Genomic DNA, 21704 nt, shown 5'->3' on the forward strand with positions numbered 1-21704 from the left:
GCCTCAACCTTTGCATCGAGAGCCTCAACCTTTGCATCGAGAGCCTCAACCTTTGTACCGAGAGCCTCAACCCTTTGATCAACAGCCTCAACCTTTTGATCGAGCGCTTTGACTAGCCCGTACATGCCTTGCATGTCTCGACGCACAGCGTGGAGCAAAGCATCCCCCGCAAGCAATCCATCGTCCTCAGTCAACCGCTTTGTATCGTTTTCGTCGCTCATCGGAACCTCCGGATTCATGGTTTGTACACATTTACCCAGGAAGTTTAAAGACCCTTACTCTCTCTGACACAAACGAGCAGCAGAAGCAATAGCCCTCCGCTGCTCGTCGATTCTCTAGGCCTGTGCGCCGCCCGGTACCGGCGGGCTGATCGGATTCAGCATCGAGGGCTTCGCCTCGGCCTTGGGCATATCCTCGCGAGCCGGTGTGGGCTCGTCATCATCGAGAGGCAAGCCGGCCACCAGTCGCCGAATCTGAATCGAGTCGAGCGACTCGCGCTCCAAAAGCGCTTCCGCCAGCCGCACCAGCGCGTCCTTGTTCTCGACAATGATCTGATGCGCGCGGTTGTACTGATCAATTATCAAGCGATTCACTTCTTGATCGATCTTGATAGCGGTGTCTTCGCTGTAGTCTTGATGCTGAGCGATCTCGCGGCCCAAAAAGATCTGCTCTTCCTTCTTGCCGTAGGTGATCGGCCCGAGGCTCGACATTCCAAACTCACACACCATCTTGCGCGCAAGCTCGGTGGCCTTCTCGATGTCGTTCGCCGCACCGGTGGTCATGTGATTCAGGAAAACCTCTTCGGCGATTCGGCCGCCCATCATAATCGCGATCTGGCCTTCGAGGTAATCGCGGGTATGCGAGTAGCGGTCTGCCTCAGGCAATTGCATTGTGACGCCCAGCGCCATGCCGCGCGGGATTATCGAGACTTTATGAATCGGGTCAGCGTTCGGGACCTTGATCCCCACCAGAGTGTGGCCGCCTTCGTGATAAGCGGTGTTGCGCTTCTCTTCGTTCGACATAACGATCGAGCGGCGCTCGGCCCCCATCAGCACTTTGTCCTTCGCCCATTCGAAGTCCTTCATCGACACGGCCTTCTTGTTGTAGCGCGCGGCGCTCAACGCAGCTTCGTTCACGAGGTTCGCCAGATCGGCCCCGGTAAAGCCCGGGGTGCTGCGAGCCACAACATTTATGTCAACGTCGTCGCCGAGCGGAATCTTTCGCGTGTGAACCGCGAGTATGCCTTCGCGGCCTTTAACATCGGGCCGCTGTACGATGACCCGGCGGTCGAAGCGTCCCGGACGCAGCAGCGCAGGGTCGAGCACGTCAGGCCGGTTGGTGGACGCTATCAGAATAACGCCGTCGTTTGATTCGAAGCCGTCCATCTCGACCAGCAACTGATTCAAGGTCTGTTCGCGTTCATCGTGACCGCCCCCGAGCCCGGCGCCGCGATGACGCCCGACGGCGTCGATCTCGTCAATGAAGATGATGCACGGAGCGTTCTTCTTGCCTTGCTCAAACAGATCGCGAACCCGGCTGGCCCCGACGCCGACAAACATCTCAACAAAATCGGACCCGGAGATTGAAAAGAACGGGACGTTGGCTTCGCCGGCGATTGCGCGAGCAAGCAGCGTCTTGCCCGTGCCGGGCGGGCCCATCATAAGCACGCCCTTGGGAATTCGCCCGCCAAGCTTCTGGAATTTCTGAGGCTCCTTCAGGAACTCGATGATCTCTTGCAACTCTTCTTTGGCTTCTTCGACCCCGGCGACGTCTTTAAAAGTGACGCGCTTCTGCTGATTGCTCAAGAGCTTCGCGCGAGACTTGCCGAAAGAAAGCGCCTTGTTGCCGCCCGACTGCATCTGGCGCATCATGAAAATCCACAAGCCGATGAACACGAGAAGCGGCGCATAGCTGATCAGCCCTAAAAGCCATTGACTCGACGAAGTGCTCTTAAACGAAACATCGACGCCGCTTTCCTTCAACTGCTTGGCTATGTCCGCCTGGACGAACGAGTTGGGAAGTTCGGTGGTAAAGGTTTCGCCGGTCACCAGCTCGCCTCTAATTCCGTGGCCGTCTTCGAGCTGAGCCTTCTTGACCTGAGTCGGCTTGTTCTGGACCTTTTCAAGAAGTGCAGAGTAGCTCAGCGGCATTTCCTTCGGGCTGTTCCTGCCCGAGAACACCGAGTAGAGAAGAAATGCGCCACCGATTATAAGAACCCAGAATACTATCTGCCGGACCGTTGAGTTCACTTGAAACCTCCAATCAAAACGAGCGCCGCCGGCGCCTTGAATAAATTCTAACTTACACCCCTATGATGCGCAATGAGCGCCCCCTGATTGCCGATTGTCGATTGCCGATTGCCGGCTGGGAATTCTGGAGTCACAGCGGTGAACCTGACCTCTTCGGCGATCCGCAATCGGAAATCGGCAATCAGCAATTCCTTCATTCGTCCATCACTGCTAGATACGGAAGCTGGCGGTATTGGTTCTGAATTCCCAATCCGTATCCGAAGATGAAGCCCTCGTCGGTTTGAAAGGCCGCGAAGTCCGGCTTGACCTGCACTCGCCGCTCCCCTGGTTTATCTACGAGCACGCAGGTGCGCAAGGATTTCACCCCGCGCGTTGCCAGGTGTTCGGTGATGTAGTCGAGCGTCACGCCGGTCGCTACCACTGCCTCGACCAAAAGTATGTCGCGTCCGCGCGGGTCGAATTCACTGGTGAACAGCACCTCGCTCTGACCGCCGTGGCGGTGACGAGTGACCTTCATAAAACAACAATTGATCGGGATGTCGAGCGCCCGAACCAGGTCGGCCAGAAACACGAAAGCGTCGTCGAGTATGCCGACGATTGTCAGCTCACCAGCCGGAGCCACCGCGCGAATTTCATCGGCAAGCTGGCTTATGCGGTCTCTTATTTCTTCTTTTGAGCGTAATACTCGGAGAGTCTTTTCCATTGTAGCTCCTCGGGCGCGAATCCCCGCGGCGAAATCAGATGGCTGAAGCGCGCATTATGGCAAGGCCGTTGCTCTCATCATGTGCGGCGTACTTCACGGCTGGGGGCAGCCCCGGTGACCAGACGTAGCAGCCGTCCGGGGTCGTCACTAGTGGCCAGGTGGATCGACGGCTGGATGGGATTCTATGATCAATCATCAAGTTTTTCAACTTTATTGTTCGTCGCTGTCCGATGACGTGCGCGCGCTCGCCCGCGCGCCGCGACCTGATGATCAGACTCTCCGGCAACGCATCGTCGTCGAGCGCTACCATCATCCAGTCTCGTCCGTTCCGTTTCGCCTCACGCTGCGTTTCTTCAACCGTCGGCGCAAGCAGGTCACTGGACTGACCGCGGCGGAGTGTTAAGGCAAAGCCGCCCGCTTCAGCATCCGGACATGCCGGGCTGATCGCTATTTGATACGGCACGCCGGCGATGTCGGGCGCGTGCGGTTTAAGAACGAGTGCGTCGAACTCGCGCCATACTTCGAGAGTACCGGGCAGCGTAACATGTTTGCCGCTCGCGTTGGGTTCCAGTAAGGCCTCGACGGCTGTAAAATGCGCCGAAGTGATTTCGCCGGCGTCCCCGCCCTTCTCACCGGTTGCACCGGCCCGCGTGAGTCTGACTGCTTCGATAATCATCCGCTGCCTCATTCCGGCAGGCTGTTTCAGAAGCTCTGTGACCGAGTAAGCGGCTGTGGCCCTATCAACAGCTTGCGCGTTTGACGCAAGACTGGCCTTCTTGAGAAGCGCCGATGCGAGATGGTCTAACACGTCGTGATCGCCGGCGATGTTCTCTGACGCTCGGGCAATAGATTCGACGATTCGCGGATTGATCGCCCTGAGCGCTGGAAGCACCTCGTTACGTACCTGGTTGCGCGTGTATTTCAGATCCAGGTTAGTGCTATCGGTTCTGTACTCGAACCCTCGCTCCCTACAATACGCGGCGACTTCCTCGCGCGTGATGCAGAGCAGCGGACGGATAAGTAAAACCGAAGGCAGAAGGCGGAAGGCCGAAGGCAAAACAGAAGGCAGAAGGCGGAAGGCAGAAGGCAGAGATTCGTTGTCCGCCTTCTGCCTTCTGCCTTCTGCTTTCTGCGTTTCGCTTTCTGCCTTCTGCCTTCTGCCTTCTGCCTTCTCTTGGCGAAAAACGGGAAGCTCTGAAACCGGGCGCATAGCGGCGAGACCACGCAAGCCGGCCCCGCGGATGAGCCGCATTAAGAAGGTCTCGGCTTGATCGGTCATTGTGTGGCCAACCGCGATGCGATCACACCCTGCTTCGCGAGCGGCGGCAAGAAAGAAGTCGTATCGAACCTCTCGCGCTATCTCCTCGATGCCTCGGCCGCAAGCCTCCGCAGCCGCGCGTACGTCGACCGAGTTAATCGTGATCGGAAGCCCGAGACTATGTGCAAGCGCCCGCACGAACTCTGCGTCTTCGGCTGACTCGCGGCCCCTCAGCCTGTGATCGAGATGGGCAACGTGAATGCGGGGGTTGGGGGTCGGGGGTCGGGGGTTGGAACTCTTATTCACCCGCGTTTCCACCGAGACTGCCTCTCGGTTCTTGCCACCCCCCGCCCCCCAACACCCAACCCCTGCCTTAAGCCGCACTAGCAGATCGAGTAGGACAATCGAATCAGAACCACCCGACACTGCTACGAGTACTCCGGCCGCGCCGTCAAGCATCGAGTGTCGCTCCATGAAGCGTCGCACTGTGTTGAAGGTCGTGCTCACGTGCTCAAAACATTACACGATGCGGCGGGTAGTGCAAACAGGCCCTAAAGCAAAAGGCCCAAGGTGTCTGTAAAGATTCCTGGGCGCGGCCTGCTTCAGCCTTTGGCTTTTTACTTTTATCTTTTAGTTTTGTTGCGTGCGCTATCTTGTACCGGTGTACTCCCAGTGCCACGGCTCGTAGAAGTAAGGCTGGAAGCCGAAACGAGCGGCGTTCTTCACAAGCCACCGGTAAACGCGCGTCTGGGTTTGAAGCGCGCGGTTCTCGTCTTTAGTGTCTACCGGTTCGCCGCCAACATAGAGGTCAAGAGCGCGCCCGGTTGAGTGCGGACTGTTGAACGCAAGTCCTGCGCGTCCGCTGTTCGGAGATTGCCGCCTGAGTTCATCTTGATACTCTTGCGAGCGGTACGCCGAAATGATCTTCAGGAACTTCTCACTCAAAGCAAGCTGACCGTCGCCGGCAACTTGTAGCCCGAGTGATGACTCCGCGGCCGCAGCCGCCACCAGACGCTTGTAGGCAGCAAACGTTTCGCGCTCGACCTTGCGAAGCTCCTCCGGCCTCGAGGAATCATAGCAGTCAGAAATCGGCAGCGTGACCAACTGATCAGCGGTCGGATAGCTCTTGTTCTTCAGCCTCTGTGACTGGAACGTCGAAATCATTTGCGACCACGTGCCGTTGTCCAATACGCCGGTTGGCTCAAAGGCCTTCTGTTCTTGCCACAGCGAGAGCCGCATTGCGAACTCGCTCGCCGCGCCACCGGATTCAGCCCCGATCAAATTCGCAACCAAAGGTGTGTAAAGGTACCAACCTCGTTGCTGCTTGCCGCCGAACGTCCAGTCTAGAGTGGCTTGAAGCTGAACATTTAGAAGCGCCGCGCCCTCGAATGCTGCCGGAGCGGCTTCCCTGGAAGAGGCTTCAGGAGCCGGCTTCGATCGCGCCGACAGTCGCACAATTCCACCCTGGGCCGGCGCCGAAGCCGTTTTGCCGGCCGCCGAACTCCCAGTTCTGCTTTGAGCGATTGCATCGAAGCTGGCAACTACGATTCCGATCGCAAATACAGCAATCACGCCGGCAAGTATAACTCTACGCGATCTCATTGTTACTCCCCTGTGACTCCCCCTGCGACTCTCATGACGCCGTAGACAAATACTAACTGATCCCTTCCCCCTGACTCAATGATCTAGTATCGATAGAACAGAAACGCAACGAGGTGGAGATTTCACCAGGCGCTCCACGAATGACGCTAGCCGATGCGAGTCGGCGTGTTGGCTCCGAACAAAGCCTCACGAACGTAGAACGCAGAATGAGGCTGAGCCGATTCATCCGGAGACAACAACCCGAGCCGTTGCAGACTCGCCGCCTCGACGTTCTGAACGTGAGCCCGGACGGCATCCAGCCCCGGTTGCTCGAATTCAATCTTGAACACGACGTTGCCGGCGCCTGCGTAGCCAACAAATCTCTCGGTTATGAAGTCCGGCGCAATCTCCCAATCTACCCCCGCGCTTGCCGGTTGTTCTCCAACTATCGCCTCGGCCCGAAGCCCCGCCGATTTGATTTCGTAACGTAGCAGCCCGGTTTCGCCCCGCGAGGTTCCTATGTCGATGTCCTCGTAGTGAACGGGCACGCTCATAAAGCTGGTCAGCGCTGTGATCATCCGCGAGTTGACCTTCATATCCAGGAAACAGACTGCGGGGACTTCGCCCGCTCGCACATAGGCTCGATAGCTCACCTGTTCAAAGCTCAAGCCGGGCAGCGGGAGCACGCTCGAACGCAGTTCAGCCACGCGGAAACAGACCGCCGAAACGAAAGCGACCGCCTGGCCGGTTGAGTCGGTCTTTGTGTCGATTTCCAATCGCTCATCGACTCGCTTGCGCACGACCTCGGGCGACACGGCCCAGTTAATGAAAAGCATTTCGCGCATGACCAATTGAATTTGTTTGCCGGTTGTCATTGATCCAAGACTCCCTCGGGCGCCAGGTTGTACGCCGCTATTCAGTATGTACACCGGAACGACCGTTCACAAGCGTCGCGCTTTGTCAGTCGGTGGACTCGTGTTGTAGGCTAAACGTCGGTGTCCAACACAAGCAATCACCTACTGCTCGAGTCGCACGCAAACAGGAACCCCTCACTAAGAGTGGAGATAAAAGCATGAAGTTAAGGTCTCACATCCGGATTCTGTTTTTTCTAGCTGGGAGCTGCGCATTCGCGATAGCCTGCACCAGCCCGGCCCCAACCAACAGCAATCAGGGCAACGGCAACGCTAACCGGGCGCAGTCGAACGCGCCGCAAACCAATTCCTCCGCAGACAAGCCGACTCAGCAACCGGATCAGACCACGACCGGAACGATCGAGATCAGTTCGGTCCCCACTGGAGCGAGAATCGTGCTCGTGCCCACCGACGCCGAGCCCAGACCCAAGGGGTCGACTCCTTCGACCATCACTGGTCTGGAGCCCGGCAAATACACGGTTGATCTTGAGAAGGCCGGCTACAAGTCTTTCCAAAAAGATGTTGAGGTAAAGGCAGGCCGCGCTGTGAAGATTAGCGCGACTCTTAAGAAACAGTGATCGAGACGGCATCCGCCCCGGGCGGCTCGGCGAGCTTATTGTCGCTTGGTTCACAGGCCGGCCACTAAGCGAAGGTCGCCTCCCCGTAAGCAGCATGCCGGCGACTCGGCCTGCTCCTTGACTGACAAAATAAACCGCTTCGAACCATTGACACTCCTGCCAGATCGTTGGTAGTCTAGGGCCACTCACAGATCGCTCGTCTTTCGTTCGAGGTCTGAAGCACACTCGAACGCGAGGAGTTACTCACTTCGGAAAATGGAGGTTATCACAATGAAGAGGTTCGTTTTGTTTAGCCGCTTCGCAGTTCTGACGCTTGCCGTCTCTGCGCTGACCATCGCCCCGTCGCTGTTCGCGGACGGTGGAGCAAACCATCAGGTCGCCAATACTAATTTCGGTGTGTCGGGTGGCAACGTCAACGACATCACTGCACGGTTCTGCTGCAGCGGAACGCTAGGCGCGCTCGTCACCGCCGGCGGCGTTAACTACATTCTAAGCAACAACCACGTGCTGGCGCGCGGGGATCAGGCGGCCTCCGGAGAGGACATATCGCAACCGGGCCGGATAGACAACAACTGTCAGTTGCCACCGATTGTCGCGGATTTCACAACCGCGCCTGTGCTCGGCTCAAACGTCGATGCGGCCATTGCCCAGCTACGTTCGGGCGCAATGAACACCTCAGGCTCAATAGAAGACATCGGCACGATTAGCAGCGTGGTTAAAACTCCAACCGTCGGGCTGGCGGTGGCAAAGAGTGGCCGGACCACTGGCTTTACTACCGGCACCATTGGGTCCATCAACACCAGCGTGAACGTTCAATATCAAAAGAATTGTGGATCTGGTAAGAAGTTTGTGGTTTCTTACACCAACCAGGTCGTGATCAACAGCACGACCTTCAGCGCCGGCGGCGACTCGGGCTCGCTGATCGTGTCTAACAACAGCGCCACCTGCCGTCAGCCGGTCGCGTTACTGTTCGCAGGCAGCAGTTCGTCGACGATTGCCAATCCCATTGGACTGGTGCTTTCGAGGCTTACCACTGCGCTTGGAACTCCAGTAAGCTTCGTAGGCGGCGCCTGCACAGCTTCGATTCTGGAACCGGTGGTGTCGGATAACCCGCAGGAGGCCGAGCTTTCGAGTGAGTCCGTCGATCGTGCGATGGAGGTCATGCAAGCCCGGGAGTACGACTTGATGTCGCGTCCGGGAGTTATCGGCGTCGGCATCGGAGCATCGGACACCGGCTCGACCGAGGCGTCCATAGTCGTCTACATCGACGTGACCACCGGGATCTCGGCGAAAGTGCCAAAGCGAATCAACGGCGTGCGGGTTAGAAAGGTGTTCACCGAACCGTTCGTAGCCTATTAGACCTTGCACGAAAAAACACCTGTGCTAACACAAAGGGCCGGCCTAAAGCCGGCCCTTGCCGTTTGCGATCTGATGCAGTACTAATCGGTGCGAATCCGTCAAAACCCGTTTCATCGGTGGTCTGTGAGTTACTAATGCCATTGCCAGCGCCCCATAGACCACGGATGACGCTGATTTGGCCGATTCGCGCGGATATCCCTCCCTCACTAGCAGTCAATCGGCAGTGGCTTCGGCGAGTTCTTGAGCGCCTACCGAAAAATAAGTCGCATCCGGGTGGTGAAATACCAAAGCCGAGACGCTCGCTTCCGGTTCCATCATGAAGCCTTCGGTCAATTGAACGCCAATCTCTTCAGGATGCAACAAGCTGAACAACCCCGCTTGCGATTCCAGGTCGGGACACGCAGGGTAGCCGAATGAATATCGCTTGCCGCGGTAGCGCGCTTGAAACAACGCCTGGCGTGACAGATCGGGCGAGTCCGGAAACCCCCACGCTCGGCGGAGACGAGCGTGCAACCATTCGGCGGCCGCTTCGGCGGTTTCGAGCGCTAACGCTTGAAGCGCGTATGATCGCAAGTACTCGCCCGCTTGCTTCGCTTCTTCGGCGATCTCGCGGATGCCTTCGCCGGCAGTCGTGACGAACAGCGCGATGTGATCGCGGCGCCGGGTCGAGCCGTCAAAGCCCGCGGGTAAGACGAGATCGCTCAGCGCGAGGCCGTCTTCCTTGCGTTGCCGAGGAAAGCGGAAGGTTGCGACGGGATTCTCAACCGCGGAGGACGCCGAGGAAGGGTCCGGCAGCCTAAAGGCTGAACTCTGAACCTCGGGCAGCCTAAAGGCTGAACTCTGAACCTCGGGCAGCCTGAAGGCTGAACTCTGAACGTCGCCGAACAGGTTAATAGAGTTGCCTGCGGGTTCCGCCTCGAAGAATTGCCAGACGACTCGCGGTCGCATCGCACCCGCGCGGCATTCTTCTTTTACTCGGTCGATCGTCTCTTCAAGCTCCCGAGCGAGACGATCACCGGATGCGAGCAGTTCGGTGAACTTGCCACGCAAACCCATATGCCGCCCGTAGAGCATCTGCGGGTTGATGTAGCTCCATACGTCGTCGAGGTCTTCCACTTCGATCACGTGACGATCCAGATCAGGCACAGGAAGAATCGGAACGTCGAGCGAAATCTTCGAGCTGCGTTGTTCGGTCTCGTCCACGACTACAACCGCCACCGGAGCCTTGGCACCGAGGTCTCGTTCGAGCAGCTCGCCCTCGAGCCGCGCGCGCGACTCGGGGTTCATCAAGCGATTCAAAATGTCCAGCCCGTTCATCGCGTCGTTCGCATACACCACAGTGCCGCCGTAGGCCGGCGCGATTTTCCCGCGGGTGAAGCGATCCGATAGCGCTGCCCCGCCGACTAGCAAAGGCTGATCGATTCCCGCGTCTTTCAAATCTTCAGCCGTCAGCACCATCTGCTGCGCGGACTTCACCAACAAACCCGAAAGACCGATCGCGTCCGGCTTGTGTTCGCGCACGGCTTGAATCAAGACTTCGGGCGGAACTTTAATTCCGAGGTTCACCACCTGATAGCCGTTGTTGGACAGGATGATATCGACCAGGTTTTTGCCGATGTCGTGAACGTCGCCTTTCACCGTAGCCAGAATGATCCGGCCGCGAGAGCTGTCGGCGCTCTTCTCCATGAACTGTTCGAGATAAGAGACCGCCGCCTTCATCGCTTCGGCGCTTTGAAGCACTTCGGCGACGATCAGCTCGTTGTTGTTGAACAGGCGGCCAACCTCGGACATTCCGGCCATCAGCGGCCCGTTGATGATGTCCATCGGCGCGGCTTCTTTGAGCTTTGACTCCAGGTCGGCGAGCAAGCCTTCTTTCGTTCCTTCGATGATGTAGTTGCCGATCCTCTCGTCGAGCGGCAGATCGCTCGCTTTTTTCTTCTGCCTCGAGGTCGCGCCGCGGAAGTGCGCGGCAAACGCGGCGATCGGATCATCGCCGCGATTCCACAACAGGTCTTCGGAGAGACGCCGCTCCGCCTCGGGGATCGAGGCGTACCGTTCGAGCTTCTCTGAATTGACTATCGCCAGGTCGAGCCCGGCCTTGGTGCAGTGATACAGAAAAACCGAATTCAGCACTTCCCTTCCCGCCTCGGGCAAACCAAACGACACGTTGCTGATGCCAAGGATCGTCTTGACGTAAGGGATCTCTTGCTTGATCAGCCGCACGCCTTCGATAGTCTCGACCGCGCTGCCGGCGTAGTTCTGATCGCCCGTCGCGCAGGGAAAGACCAGCGGGTCGATGATGATATCTTCAGTGCGGATGCCGTAGTCTTCGTTGAGCAGCTTAACTGAGCGCCGCGCGACTTCGAGCTTCCGCTCGCGCGTGATGGCCTGGGCTTGTTCTTTATCTTCGTCGATGCACCCGACGACAAGCGCCGCGCCGTACTTGCGGGCGAGCGGCGTGACTAGTTCGAACTTATCAAGGCCGTCTTCGAGGTTGATCGAGTTGATAATCGACTTGCCCTGACAGTAAGTGAGCGCGCGCTCGATCGCGACCGGATCGGTGGTGTCGATCATGGTCGGCGCTTTGACCACGCGGATCATCTTTTCGTAAAAGCGGTCCACGTCGTAAAGCTCTTCGCGGTCGGCGTTCTGAAGGTTCACATCGCAAATCTGCGCGCCGCCTTTGACTTGCTGCCGCGCGATCTCCGCTGCTTCTTCATATTTCTCGTCGGTGATCAGGCGCTTGAATTTTCGCGAGCCGACTTCGTTTGTTCGCTCGCCGACGATCAACGGGCGCTGGTCGTCGCTGGCTTCGACAAAGTCGATTCCCGAGAACAAAGCTCGTTGATGTTTCGAGGGAACGCGCGCGCGCGCGCCCTCGACCATCTGCGCGAGCGCGCGGATGTGCGCCGGAGTCGTGCCGCAGCAGCCTCCAACCAGATTGATCCATCCGTGATCGACAAAGCGCTTCAATGTCGAGGCCATGCTCTCTGGAGTTTCGAGATAGATGCCGTCTTCGTTGGGCAATCCCGCGTTGGGTATGCACGAGACGCGCGTCTCAGCCAGCTCGGCGAGGCTGCGTATGCGATCGGTCATGAACTCGGGCCCGGTCGCGCAGTTCAACCCGACTGACAATAGATCCGCGTGCATCACTGAAGTCGCGAACGCCTCGACCGTTTGACCGGCGAGCATGGTTCCCATCGCTTCGATCGTTCCGGAGACCATCAGAGGAACCTTGAATCCGATCTCATCGAACAATCGCCAGATGCCTACGAGCGCGGCTTTCACGTTGCGAGTGTCTTGCTGGGTTTCGACTATGAGAATGTCGGCGCCGCCGGCGACCAGTCCCGCCGCTTGATCGTGAAAGTTCTCAATGAGTTGATCGAAAGTCACCCCGCCAGTGACGGATATGGCTTTAGTTGTCGGCCCCATCGAACCGGCTACAAATCGCGGCTTGTTCGTGGTCGAGAGTTCAGCCGCTGCTTGCTTTGCCAGTCGCGCCGCGGTCTCGTTCAGCTTGTGAACTTGATCCTGCAGCCCGTATTCGGCAAGGACGATCGGGGTGCCGCCGAAGGTGTTGGTCTCAATGATGTCGGCGCCGGCTTCAAGGTAGCCGCGATGAATATCGAGCACGACGTCGGGACGGGTGAGCACAAGATTCTCGTTGCAGCCTTCGAGTTGAGCGCCGCCGAAATCCTCGGCAGTGAGATAGCGCGCTTGAATAGCGGTGCCCATCGCACCATCGAGTACGAGGATGCGTTCGGCGAGCAATACTTCGAGTAACTTTGTGCGTTCCTGTCGCTCAGTCATCTTCAAAGGCCTGCTGTCTAGTTACCACTGCTTCAGCTATCGCTCATTGCGATCTTGAAAAACACTAAGGACGACAACGCGCCGCTAAGCATTAAAGCTACGTAGAGGCTTGCGTTGCTCTCGGAAACCACGCTTGATATCAGGGCAACAACCACACCACCAATGCCGCCAGCCACGACAAAATATACCCAACCGAGGTTCCCTGCTCTTTTAAGAATGAACATCAACGGCACAAAGAAAAGGGTCGCTATCAGATAGGGGAAGACTCCATAGAGCAAGAGAATCGACGGAAATTCTCGCAGCCGAAATGAACCACCTAACGCGTCGAGAGCGATAAAGGCAAAAGGCACTGCCAACGGCGCTATCAGATAGCCGAGTAATATTCTTACTGGATTCATGAGTCTTAGCGATTCAATCTCCCGGTGGCTTCTCTTCCCCTGCCTTTTTCACATCCGGAGGCCTCTCGTCCCGGTCGCTGACAGGCCCCAGCAGCTTCTTGATTTCGGGTTTGCGCTCGCGGGCCACTGCAGCCATGGTGAAGTACGCGTACTCGAAAGCGGCCTGGTTCATCGCTTGAGCGCTGCTCACCAGATACTTGTAGCCGATGTCATCCTCGCCATCGACAAAAAAGCTACCAATCGTTATCGCATCGTTAGCCGCCAGCAGATACTTGTAGACTTCTTCTTTGTTTGCGCTGCCCTTCAGGTTGCCAAAGTTGTAGATGTAGAAGCCGAGCAGATTCCTCCGCCGGTCATTCACCAACACGATCGTGACCTTTCCGCCTTTCACCTCGGGGTAGTTAGACACGACCATATCCGGAGTGCTCTTGCTCACATCCACGGTGGACCCGGTGCGTTGTAAGTACTGCTTCATGCGATCGGTGAACGTGAGCTTGGGCCGCGGCACTTTCGGCGGAGGCGTCTGGGCTGGATCAACCTGCTGCGCAAGCAACTGTCCCGCAATCAATGCGAGCACGATTGGTACGGCTGCGATTCGAAACTTGCTCATAGCACCTACCTTAGCCTTGGAGCGCAGGCGTCCCGCCTGCTCTCTACCCGTTGACTTCTAACGAACCCCGCGGGACGCTTGAACGCCCACGCTTCATTCTTTGCGCATGAACTCATCGAGTATCGGCGTGTATTCGTCGGCGGTTCGCAGCAACTCGGTTACGCCCGCTCTGAACGATTCATAACCGAGCCCGTTCTCAGTCGTGAACGTGAAGCGCGCTCCGATGTCTCCCTGAGCGTCGACGAAGAACGTCGCGAATGCTCGATGATTGGCTTCCAGCAACCGCTGAAGCAACTTCTCTCTATCAGTCGCCCGCGCGAGGCTGAAGTACCGTCCGCGGAGTTTCGGATAGACCGTAAGGACCAGAGAATGGTCCGGACGAGTCTCAACATAAAGGTCGAGCCGCTCAGCGTGCCGGTTGTCGCTGCGTGGCACCACCAACGCCTCGGGATTCTTCGGATGAGCCACGTAGCGCAGGCCCATCTTGTCGAAGTACCCGCGCAACGTCTGCTTGGTGATCCCCTGCTGCTGCGCCCCGCTTGCTCCCCCAGCGAGCACAACGGCTGCCAGAACCGAAATGGCGATTCGCCTTTTCATTAACAAAACGACCCCTAGCTAACGTCGCGCGATCCTTCTAACCCACCGTGATCACTTTCTGCTCAAGCTCTCCAACCTATCATCGCCGCCAAAGCCAATTCAAGCGTCGGCTCGTTCAGGGTCCCGCGTTCAATGCTCAGGGTTGCGAAACCCGGAACTTCGAACCACAACCCGGAACTACGAACCCTGAACCCGGAACCACAAACTCTGAACCCGGAACCCTGAACCGATTCCCATTCACAACACACTAAACACATCCAACGCGTACTGAACCCGGCCGAACGGCGCGGACACCTGCACGCCTTGAACGATGTCGCGCACTTCGAGCAACGTCTCGCGCGCGATCGCCAGTCCCTCTTCGCGAGCCGCATCCTTTTCCGTGATTCGCTCCATGCGTCTGAGCACTGACTCGGGCACTACGACGCCGGGTACTTCATTAGCCAGAAACTCAGCGTTGCGATAAGACACAAGCGGCCAGATGCCCGCGATCACCGGAATGCGGCAATGCTCGATTCGCTTCAAAAAGTTCTTGAGCTGCCCCACGTCGAACGTCGGCTGCGTTATCGCGAACTCGGCGCCAGCTTCCACCTTCCACTCGAAGCGCCGCAGTTCGTAGTCCATATCGACCGCGCACGGGTTCACCCCCACGCCGATGAAGAAAGACGTCGGTCCGCCTATCGGGTTGCCGCCGATGTCGAGCCCGTGGTTGAGCCGGTTCACCATGTTCACAAGCCCTATCGAGTCGATGTCAAACACAGCGGTCGCTTCCGGATAAGGCCCCATCTTCGGCGGGTCGCCGGTGATGATCAAAAGATTCCTCAGACCCAGACCCGCGGCGCCCAACAGGTCGCTTGTCATTCCAAGAAGATTGCGGTCGCGGCAGCAGTAGTGAACGACCGTCTCGATTCCAACCCCCTGCTCGATCAGCGTCGAGACTGCAAGCACGCCCATCCGCGACTGCGCGCGTGGGCCGTCGGGAACATTGACCGCATCGACGCCCCACGTTTTCAACAAGCGCACGCCTTCGAGCATCTTCGACGGATCGCATCCTTTGGGAGGCACGATCTCGACAGAAGTAACGAACTCGCCTTCGCAGATCTTCCTGGCGAGACCTGAGCGCTCGGCCTTCGGAACGACTTTGACGTCGGGCGGCTTGTCTTCAGGCACGAACACGCGCACGGTCGACCGGCCGGGCGAAAGCGCGGCCACCGCGTTTGCGATTTGCTTGATGTGCTCAGGCGTGGTGCCGCAGCATCCGCCGACGAACTTCGCGCCGGCTTGAATCAGCCGCTTGGCGTACTTGGCCATGTACTCGGGCGAAGCCATGTAGAACATTCGCCCGTCGACCTGTCGAGGCAGCCCGCCGTTGGGTTGAGATGCGAGTTTTCGCTTGGTGACCACGCGCATCTTCTCGATGGCTTCAAGCATCGTGTGCGGCCCGACCGAACAGTTCAACCCGATGACATCGGCGCCCCATTCGTCGAGCTGCTTGGTGAAAGTCTCAGGCGCGGTGCCGTAGCTGGTGTTGCCGTCGGTCTGGATAGTCATCTGTGCAACGACGGGCAGACCGCTTATTGAGCGGATAGCCAGAAGTGCCTGTTGAATCTCGACGGTGTCGGAGAAGGTCTCGAGCACAAACAGATCGACGCCGCCTTCGAGCAGCGCTTCGGCGTGCTGACGGAAGATGTCCTGAGCCTCCTGTGCCGAAGTCGGTCCGTAAGGCTCGATGCGAATGCCGAGCGGCCCAATCGCACCGCCGACGAAAGCGCGGCTGCCCGCCGCCTCGCGAGCGATGCGCGCGCCGGCGTGGTTTATCTCGTAGGCCTTATCCTCGAGACCGTAGCCGGCAAGCTTGAGGCGGTTCGCGCCGTAGGTGTTCGTTTCGATAACATCGGCGCCCGCTTTCACGTAATCGCGTTGAATGCCCAGCACGAGATCGCGGCTCGCAAGATTCAGCTCATCGTAGCAGCGATTGATGTACACGCCGCGCTGGTAGAGCATCGTGCCCATCGCGCCGTCGAAGACGTAAACCCGGTCATCAGTGACCGCATCGCGAAAATCTTTCATAGCAAACCCGGTAGCGCACGCTGCCAGCTTGCGATCGCTCGCCGCCAAACTCTTACTTGCCGCCGAGAGCGACCCTCGGCTCGCGCGGTGATCGCAAGGTGGCTGCTTGCGCTACGTTATTCCAAAAAAGCAAAAACCCCGCGCTAAACTTGCGCGGGGCTGAATCCGACTGTTTAGCAGTTTTTTACGTGGAGCAATTTGCTTAAATCGCCACGATCAAATTGTCAACGAGGGCTAGAATACACCTAGGTGCCCGAGAGAGTCAATCGTTGTCAATGCCCGGCGCTAGCCACTCAGATAGTCCTAAACCGAGATATCTTGACTGTGCGCTCTCATTTTGTGAGCATACAGCCGAGGGAAACGGTTTGCGCATAGTCAGCCGAAGGGCTTTGAGAGAATTCTGGGAGAAGTACCCCGACGCTGAGATTCCGTTACAGTCCTGGTACCACAGAACAAAGCAAGCCCGGTGGGAAAGTCTGGCAGACGCCAGGCGTGATTTCCCTCATGCGGACCTGGTTGGCGTATGCACAGTCTTCAACATCAAAGGAAATCACTATCGGTTAGTTACCAAGGTTCACTTCAGGAATAAGAAGGTATTCATAAGGAACGTACTAACCCACGGCGAGTACAACAAGGATAGGTGGAAAAATGACTGCGGTTGCTAACCCCAAAATCGACCCGCGAAAATACGGCAGGCTGCTTGCGAAGACTCTCCCGCAAGCGATCAGGACCGAGAAAGAGAATGAGCGGATGCTGGCTGAAGTTGACAGGCTCATGTCGAAGGCCGAAGAGAAGCTCACGCCCGAAGAGCATGCCCTGCTCGAACTTCTGTTTGCGCTGATCGAAAGGTTCGAGGAAGAACACTATCCAATTCCTGAAGCGCCGCCGCACTCAATCATTCAAACGTTGATGGAAGAAAGAGGGCTGCGCCAGCGTGATCTTGTGCCGGTGTTAGGTTCGAGAGGGGTAACATCCGAAGTCGTAAGGGGAAAGCGCAGACCAAGTAAGGCTCAGGCGAAGGCCCTCGCGAAGTTTTTCTCTGTATCGTCCGAGTTGTTCATTTGAGTCAATCTGCCTGGCGCCAACAACTCACCGATGTTGTAGCGGTCCTACCCGCATGCTAGATTCACCTTGACCAATGAGTACGGAGACCAAAGATGATCAGGAATCGCCGAACCGGTCTTTGACCGACGTTAAGGACGAGAGCGCGGCCATCCCTCCGGATTGGCTCGCGGAGTTCGAGGCGGCGGCTCAACGTTCGCTCGAAACCAGAATGCGCTACAGTTTTATTCACACCTACAAACCCGTGATGGATGACGCAACGTACCGCTCCTTCGAGACCATGGAAGACTATCGTCGTTGGTGCGAAGAGAACCTTCCGTCGTGGTTAGGCTATGGCCGCGTTTGAATATCGACAGGCACAAGAAATACGAGACGCGTTTCTCCGTAACGGCGTGCGATACCTCTTCATCGGAGAGTCCGGCGCTATCCTGCTGGGATTTTCAGACACCACGCAGGTTGCAAATGTTTTCCCGGAGCGCTCGCCTGAGAATGGTCGCGCGATGGTAACGGCCCTCCGTGAGTTGGGGTTTGAATTGACCGGAGAGCAGGCAGCGGAGATCGAGCGCGGGAAGGACTTTGTTCAGTTGAAGAACGGACCGTTCGATCTGGACTTGATCTTCGCTCCCGACGGCATCGAACGATTTGACGACGCCTGGCGGCGGCACATCGATGTCGAGGGCTTCCCAGTGTGCCATCTCGACGACATCATCGCCAGCAAGACGGCTGCAAACCGCCAACGCGATCGAGAGTCGCTGCCCCGGCTGCGAGCTTTTCGGGAGTACTGGTTGAAAAACAGGAAGCCGTAGCGCCGCACACGAACCGCAATCACGCCGGGTCAAGCAAAGACTTCTGCGTCAACCTCAGCAAAGAACTCATCGTGCAACCGGCGAACGACTCGATCCACTTCGCTTTCATCAATCACGAAGGTCAGATTTATCTCAGACGCGCCCTGGCTGATCATGTTCACGTTGGTGCTCTCGATTGCCTGGAATAGCCGCGCCGCGACCCCCGGCGTGAACTTTAAGTTGTCGCCGACGACGCACACGATCGCTTTATCTCGTTCCACAACTACCTCGCCTATTCCGCTCAAGTCGCGCTTGATCGCCTCGAGCCGATCGGTGTTGTCCAGAGTCATCGACACGGAAACCTCGGAAGTCGTCACTACGTCGACCGAAGTCTGATGGCGGTCGAACACTTCAAAGATCGTTCGCAGAAATCCGTAAGCCAGCAGCATACGCGTCGAGGTGACGTTTACGATCGTCACGCCGCGCTTGAACGCAATCGACTTGATAAGACTGCGCGACGGGGGAGGCGTCGCGACTATCAGCGTGCCTTCGCAGGTGGGGTTGTGATTGTTGTAGATATGAACAGGTATTCCTCGTTCGACTGCCGGCAGAACGGTGCTCGGATGCAAGACCTTCGCGCCGAAGTATGAAAGCTCCGAGGCCTCAGCGAACGAGATGACCCGAATCCGTCTCGCATTGGGAACGACTCGCGGGTCCGCCGTCATTAAGCCATCCACGTCAGTCCATATCTCGATCGCTTCCGCCCCCAGCGCCGCGCCAATCAGCGCGGCCGAGTAGTCCGATCCGCCGCGCCCGATCGTACTGGTAACCCCGTCCGCGGTTGAGCCGATGAAGCCTTGAGCAACGGGCACGCGGCCAGACTTGATTATCGGCTCGAGAACATCGCGAGTCCGGCGAGCTGTCTCTTGCATATCCGGCGCCGCCCTCGTGAAGCGATCATCCGTGATGATGAAGCCCCGCGAATCGGCAAGCTCGGCCGGTATTCCACGCGAGCGAAACGCTTCCGCCACGATCACCGACGATAGCCGCTCGCCAAACGAGACGATCGCGTCCTGGCTGCGCGGGGTGAGCTCGCCAAGGGTACCGACCGAACGAGCGAGGTTCTCAAGCTCCGCGAACTGACTTTGAACTTCGCGCTCGACCGACTCGAGCGAGGGTTCATTCGATCGGGCGAGCAGCTCTCGCGCTGTCGTCAGGTGCCGCTCGCGAAGCTCGTTGATGCCCACCAACGATTCATCGAGCCGGCGCTCTTTTGCGGCTCGAGCTATGCGAAGGAGCGCCTCAGTCACGCCTGCCATCGCCGACACGACGACAACAGGCGCGCGATTCACACGCCCCGAAACGATCTCAGCCGCGCGAATAATAGCGGCCGCGTCCTGAACGGACGTGCCGCCGAATTTCATGACGATCATGGGAATTTGGGTTCTCGTTTAAGATCCGTGCAAATCCGTCGAATCAGCGTCATCCGTGGTCTATGCGTTCGGAAGAATCGCTTTGCTAGCCGCGCATAGACCACGGATGACGCTGATCCGACGGATTCGCGCGGATACCACATCTTCACTGGCGAAATGTCCGTTACACGCCACTCGTTTCTATTCCCCAGTCCGTCCAGCCGATTGCAGACAGCTCACGTTTATACCACGCGGACCCGGTAGTCAGTCATGTTTGTTTTGATTGAACACCGAGCGGAGCGGCGACCACACAGGTTCATCACCTTCTCGTGACTGACTCAAAGCTCGGTTGTGAACTCAAACGAAAAAATGCCCGCGTCAATGAACGCGGGCGGCCCATGCTCGAAAGGACATGCTCAACAGGAAGAAGTGCTTAGATTGCCGCGATCGAATCGAGCGCGAGGCTACGCCCTCTCGACCGCTGGCTTATGAAGCCTCCTCGTTTTGCCAGCTACGCAATTTCGGCACGATCATTCACAGCCGACGCTCAAGGAATTCAACTCATGGCGTCTCGCTACCGGACGCGCGAGGCGATTTTCAATGGCCACCTCCAAGCCGAAGTCTCGCAAGTCCCTGGCCAGCACCTGTACCGACTCGGCAATATAGGCCCTGAACCTATCTTCCGTGCCGTGATGTCTCCTCCTCTGAAGCAAGAAGGACATCAATTCTCCGTACATTTTTTCATCATCAATCGTCATGAGTTGCTCCTTATTCCAGCTCGGGCTTCAGTCACCCGCCTCGCTCAGCACTGGCGCCACAGATGCCACAGATGAATGACCCATTGCGTCACTCGGACCTTCGAGACCGGCCGAAAGCTCCAGTGCGAAGTCAGCCGCGGCTTCGTGAGCGTACGCCAGTTCACCGTGCTGTGTAAGATCCAGCCCTATCGCCTCTTCTTCTTCGGAGACCCGCAGGCCGATGGTCAAATCCACAAGCTTTAGTATGGCGGTTGTGCCCGCCGCCGCGATCAGCCATGCGAAACCAACTGCTATCAACTGGTTGATTACTTGATGGGGGTTCCCGTCTACAGCGCCGACCGGAAGCGCGTTGCCGCTCGCGTCTTTGAAGATCGGGTTGATTGCAGCCGTGGCAAATACGCCGGTCAGCAACGCGCCTATCGTGCCGGCGGCTCCGTGCACTCCGAACACATCCAACGAATCATCGTATCCGAATCTCCTCTTCACCACCGCGGTCATCACGTAACAAACAGCACCGGCGATCAGGCCAAGCAGCAGCGCCGAAGCCGGGCTAACGAACCCGGACGCCGGCGTGACGGCTACAAGCCCGGCGACTGCCCCCGTAATCGCGCCGAGCACCGAAGGCTTGTTGGTCCGCGCCCATTCGGCGGCCATCCATCCGAGCGCGCCGCTCGCCGCAGCGAAGTGCGTCGCGACAAAAGCGGTCGTCGCAAGGCCCCCCGCTGAAACCGCGCTGCCGGCGTTAAAGCCAAACCAGCCGACCCAAAGCAAGCACGCTCCTATGAAACTGAGGATCAGATTGTGCGGCGGAGATTGGAGAGATGGGTAGCCAATCCTCTTACCAATGTAGATCGCGCAAACCAGCGCAGAGACTCCCGAGCTAATATGAACTACGGTTCCGCCGGCGAAGTCCAAAGCAGGAAATCTTCCGCCTAAGGTCGCATTCAGCAGCCCGCCCTTGCCCCATACCATATGCGCAAGTGGGGCGTAGACGAAGAGCGACCATAGCACTGTGAACGCCAGCATCGCGCTGAACTTCATGCGCTCGGCGAATGCGCCGGTTATCAGCGCAGGCGTGATGATCGCAAACATCAACTGAAACATCATGTAGGTCTGGTGCGGGATCGTCGGGGCATAGTCAGCGTTGGGCGCGATTCCCACGCCTCTGAGCAAAACGTGCCCAAGACCGCCAATGACAGCGTCGCCTTCGCCAAACGCCAGACTGTATCCGCAAACGAACCACAACACCGTCACCACGGCCATCAACACGAAGCTCTGCATCATCGTGGCGAGCACGTTTTTGCGGTTCACAAGCCCACCGTAGAACAGAGCCAAGCCGGGCCCGGTCATCAGAAGAACCAGGGCGCAACACACCAGCATCCATGCGTTGTCGGCCGATCCCTGGGCCGCGGACACGGCGTCTTGAAGCTTCTTGATCTGATCGTCCCCGCTCTTGTTCTGAGCATAGGCTGCTACCGGGAAGCCGATCGCCAGCACTGCAAAAACCAGAACACTAAATCTCCTCGTGAGCCTCATTAGCACCTCCGACAAGAGTCGAACCCCGCA

At 57.8% G+C, this 21704-nt stretch carries 20 protein-coding genes; 6 read left to right on the forward strand and 14 right to left on the reverse strand.

Going from position 1 to position 21704, the window contains the following annotated elements; translation table 11 throughout:
- The 6 genes from AABO57_15605 to AABO57_15630 form a co-directional block, all read right to left on the reverse strand.
- Positions 1-221, reverse strand: a 221-nt coding sequence (locus AABO57_15605; protein ID MEK6287166.1) for a Synaptonemal complex 1, incomplete at its 3' end; no start/stop codon positions are given.
- Between the two features lie 114 nt (positions 222-335).
- Positions 336-2249, reverse strand: a complete 1914-nt coding sequence (gene ftsH / locus AABO57_15610) for an ATP-dependent zinc metalloprotease FtsH (protein MEK6287167.1) — start codon at positions 2247-2249, stop codon at positions 336-338.
- Positions 2250-2442: 193 nt separating this feature from the next.
- Complete coding sequence (locus AABO57_15615) at positions 2443-2952, reverse strand: phosphoribosyltransferase family protein (protein ID MEK6287168.1); 510 nt, start codon at positions 2950-2952, stop codon at positions 2443-2445.
- Positions 2953-2986: 34 nt separating this feature from the next.
- Positions 2987-4669 (reverse strand): tRNA lysidine(34) synthetase TilS, encoded by a 1683-nt coding sequence (tilS, locus tag AABO57_15620; protein MEK6287169.1) that lies wholly within the window; start codon positions 4667-4669, stop codon positions 2987-2989.
- Between the two features lie 189 nt (positions 4670-4858).
- The gene (locus AABO57_15625) at positions 4859-5812 is read right to left on the reverse strand and encodes a D-alanyl-D-alanine carboxypeptidase family protein (GenBank protein ID MEK6287170.1); all 954 of its coding nucleotides are present in this window, start codon (positions 5810-5812) and stop codon (positions 4859-4861) included.
- 146 nt (positions 5813-5958) lie between these two features.
- A complete protein-coding gene (locus AABO57_15630) occupies positions 5959-6666 on the reverse strand; it encodes a DUF2071 domain-containing protein (GenBank protein ID MEK6287171.1) in 708 nt (235 codons plus the stop codon).
- Positions 6667-6863: 197 nt separating this feature from the next.
- On the opposite strand from AABO57_15630, the gene AABO57_15635 reads away from it, so the two are divergent.
- Both AABO57_15635 and AABO57_15640 read left to right on the forward strand, forming a co-directional pair.
- Complete coding sequence (locus tag AABO57_15635; GenBank protein ID MEK6287172.1) at positions 6864-7280, forward strand: PEGA domain-containing protein; 417 nt, start codon at positions 6864-6866, stop codon at positions 7278-7280.
- 270 nt (positions 7281-7550) lie between these two features.
- Positions 7551-8639, forward strand: a complete 1089-nt coding sequence (locus AABO57_15640) for a hypothetical protein (protein ID MEK6287173.1) — start codon at positions 7551-7553, stop codon at positions 8637-8639.
- Between the two features lie 213 nt (positions 8640-8852).
- Here AABO57_15640 and metH read toward each other — a convergent pair whose 3' ends face one another.
- The 5 genes from metH to AABO57_15665 form a co-directional block, all read right to left on the reverse strand.
- On the reverse strand, positions 8853-12449 hold the full coding sequence (gene metH, locus AABO57_15645) for a methionine synthase (protein ID MEK6287174.1): 3597 nt from the start codon (positions 12447-12449) through the stop codon (positions 8853-8855).
- Between the two features lie 32 nt (positions 12450-12481).
- On the reverse strand, positions 12482-12847 hold the full coding sequence (locus AABO57_15650; GenBank protein ID MEK6287175.1) for a hypothetical protein: 366 nt from the start codon (positions 12845-12847) through the stop codon (positions 12482-12484).
- 13 nt (positions 12848-12860) lie between these two features.
- Positions 12861-13457 carry a hypothetical protein gene (locus AABO57_15655; GenBank protein MEK6287176.1) on the reverse strand — a complete coding sequence of 199 codons (597 nt, stop codon included), beginning with the start codon at positions 13455-13457 and terminating at the stop codon, positions 12861-12863.
- A 93-nt stretch (positions 13458-13550) separates the two neighbouring features.
- The gene (locus AABO57_15660) at positions 13551-14054 is read right to left on the reverse strand and encodes a YbjN domain-containing protein (protein MEK6287177.1); all 504 of its coding nucleotides are present in this window, start codon (positions 14052-14054) and stop codon (positions 13551-13553) included.
- 237 nt (positions 14055-14291) lie between these two features.
- Positions 14292-16121, reverse strand: a complete 1830-nt coding sequence (locus AABO57_15665) for a bifunctional homocysteine S-methyltransferase/methylenetetrahydrofolate reductase (protein ID MEK6287178.1) — start codon at positions 16119-16121, stop codon at positions 14292-14294.
- Between the two features lie 275 nt (positions 16122-16396).
- Here AABO57_15665 and AABO57_15670 point away from each other — a divergent pair, with 275 nt between their 5' ends.
- From AABO57_15670 to AABO57_15685, 4 genes are all read left to right on the forward strand, one after another.
- Positions 16397-16786, forward strand: coding sequence for a type II toxin-antitoxin system HigB family toxin (locus AABO57_15670; GenBank protein MEK6287179.1), 390 nt, complete (start codon positions 16397-16399; stop codon positions 16784-16786).
- The gene (locus tag AABO57_15675; GenBank protein ID MEK6287180.1) at positions 16770-17186 is read left to right on the forward strand and encodes a transcriptional regulator; all 417 of its coding nucleotides are present in this window, start codon (positions 16770-16772) and stop codon (positions 17184-17186) included. The genes AABO57_15670 and AABO57_15675 overlap by 17 nt, the downstream gene beginning before the upstream one ends.
- Before the next feature lie 73 nt (positions 17187-17259).
- Positions 17260-17529 (forward strand): hypothetical protein, encoded by a 270-nt coding sequence (locus tag AABO57_15680; GenBank protein MEK6287181.1) that lies wholly within the window; start codon positions 17260-17262, stop codon positions 17527-17529.
- On the forward strand, positions 17516-17989 hold the full coding sequence (locus AABO57_15685) for a hypothetical protein (GenBank protein MEK6287182.1): 474 nt from the start codon (positions 17516-17518) through the stop codon (positions 17987-17989). The genes AABO57_15680 and AABO57_15685 overlap by 14 nt, the downstream gene beginning before the upstream one ends.
- A gap of 29 nt (positions 17990-18018) precedes the next feature.
- Here AABO57_15685 and lysC read toward each other — a convergent pair whose 3' ends face one another.
- The 3 genes from lysC to AABO57_15700 all read right to left on the reverse strand — a co-directional run bounded on the left by lysC (position 18019) and on the right by AABO57_15700 (position 21674).
- Positions 18019-19401, reverse strand: a complete 1383-nt coding sequence (lysC, locus tag AABO57_15690) for a lysine-sensitive aspartokinase 3 (GenBank protein ID MEK6287183.1) — start codon at positions 19399-19401, stop codon at positions 18019-18021.
- Between the two features lie 509 nt (positions 19402-19910).
- Positions 19911-20138 carry a hypothetical protein gene (locus tag AABO57_15695; protein ID MEK6287184.1) on the reverse strand — a complete coding sequence of 76 codons (228 nt, stop codon included), beginning with the start codon at positions 20136-20138 and terminating at the stop codon, positions 19911-19913.
- Between the two features lie 27 nt (positions 20139-20165).
- Complete coding sequence (locus tag AABO57_15700; protein MEK6287185.1) at positions 20166-21674, reverse strand: ammonium transporter; 1509 nt, start codon at positions 21672-21674, stop codon at positions 20166-20168.
- Positions 21675-21704: the final 30 nt, after the last annotated feature.

The sequence above is a fragment of the Acidobacteriota bacterium genome (assembly GCA_038040445.1).
GTDB classification, from domain to species: Bacteria; Acidobacteriota; Blastocatellia; order UBA7656; family UBA7656; genus Onstottus_A; species Onstottus_A frigus.

Coding starts and splice junctions, on each gene's coding strand:
- AABO57_15675 (MEK6287180.1), top strand. CDS start 16,770: ATGACTGCGGTTGCTAACCCCAAAATCGACCCGCGAAAATACGGCAGG.
- AABO57_15625 (MEK6287170.1), bottom strand. CDS start 5,812: ATGAGATCGCGTAGAGTTATACTTGCCGGCGTGATTGCTGTATTTGCG.
- AABO57_15655 (MEK6287176.1), bottom strand. CDS start 13,457: ATGAGCAAGTTTCGAATCGCAGCCGTACCAATCGTGCTCGCATTGATT.
- AABO57_15665 (MEK6287178.1), bottom strand. CDS start 16,121: ATGAAAGATTTTCGCGATGCGGTCACTGATGACCGGGTTTACGTCTTC.
- AABO57_15635 (MEK6287172.1), top strand. CDS start 6,864: ATGAAGTTAAGGTCTCACATCCGGATTCTGTTTTTTCTAGCTGGGAGC.
- AABO57_15695 (MEK6287184.1), bottom strand. CDS start 20,138: ATGACGATTGATGATGAAAAAATGTACGGAGAATTGATGTCCTTCTTG.
- AABO57_15660 (MEK6287177.1), bottom strand. CDS start 14,054: ATGAAAAGGCGAATCGCCATTTCGGTTCTGGCAGCCGTTGTGCTCGCT.
- AABO57_15615 (MEK6287168.1), bottom strand. CDS start 2,952: ATGGAAAAGACTCTCCGAGTATTACGCTCAAAAGAAGAAATAAGAGAC.
- AABO57_15650 (MEK6287175.1), bottom strand. CDS start 12,847: ATGAATCCAGTAAGAATATTACTCGGCTATCTGATAGCGCCGTTGGCA.
- AABO57_15630 (MEK6287171.1), bottom strand. CDS start 6,666: ATGACAACCGGCAAACAAATTCAATTGGTCATGCGCGAAATGCTTTTC.
- tilS (MEK6287169.1), bottom strand. CDS start 4,669: ATGCTTGACGGCGCGGCCGGAGTACTCGTAGCAGTGTCGGGTGGTTCT.
- AABO57_15670 (MEK6287179.1), top strand. CDS start 16,397: ATGCCCGGCGCTAGCCACTCAGATAGTCCTAAACCGAGATATCTTGAC.
- AABO57_15700 (MEK6287185.1), bottom strand. CDS start 21,674: ATGAGGCTCACGAGGAGATTTAGTGTTCTGGTTTTTGCAGTGCTGGCG.
- AABO57_15640 (MEK6287173.1), top strand. CDS start 7,551: ATGAAGAGGTTCGTTTTGTTTAGCCGCTTCGCAGTTCTGACGCTTGCC.
- metH (MEK6287174.1), bottom strand. CDS start 12,449: ATGACTGAGCGACAGGAACGCACAAAGTTACTCGAAGTATTGCTCGCC.
- lysC (MEK6287183.1), bottom strand. CDS start 19,401: ATGATCGTCATGAAATTCGGCGGCACGTCCGTTCAGGACGCGGCCGCT.
- AABO57_15680 (MEK6287181.1), top strand. CDS start 17,260: ATGAGTACGGAGACCAAAGATGATCAGGAATCGCCGAACCGGTCTTTG.
- AABO57_15685 (MEK6287182.1), top strand. CDS start 17,516: ATGGCCGCGTTTGAATATCGACAGGCACAAGAAATACGAGACGCGTTT.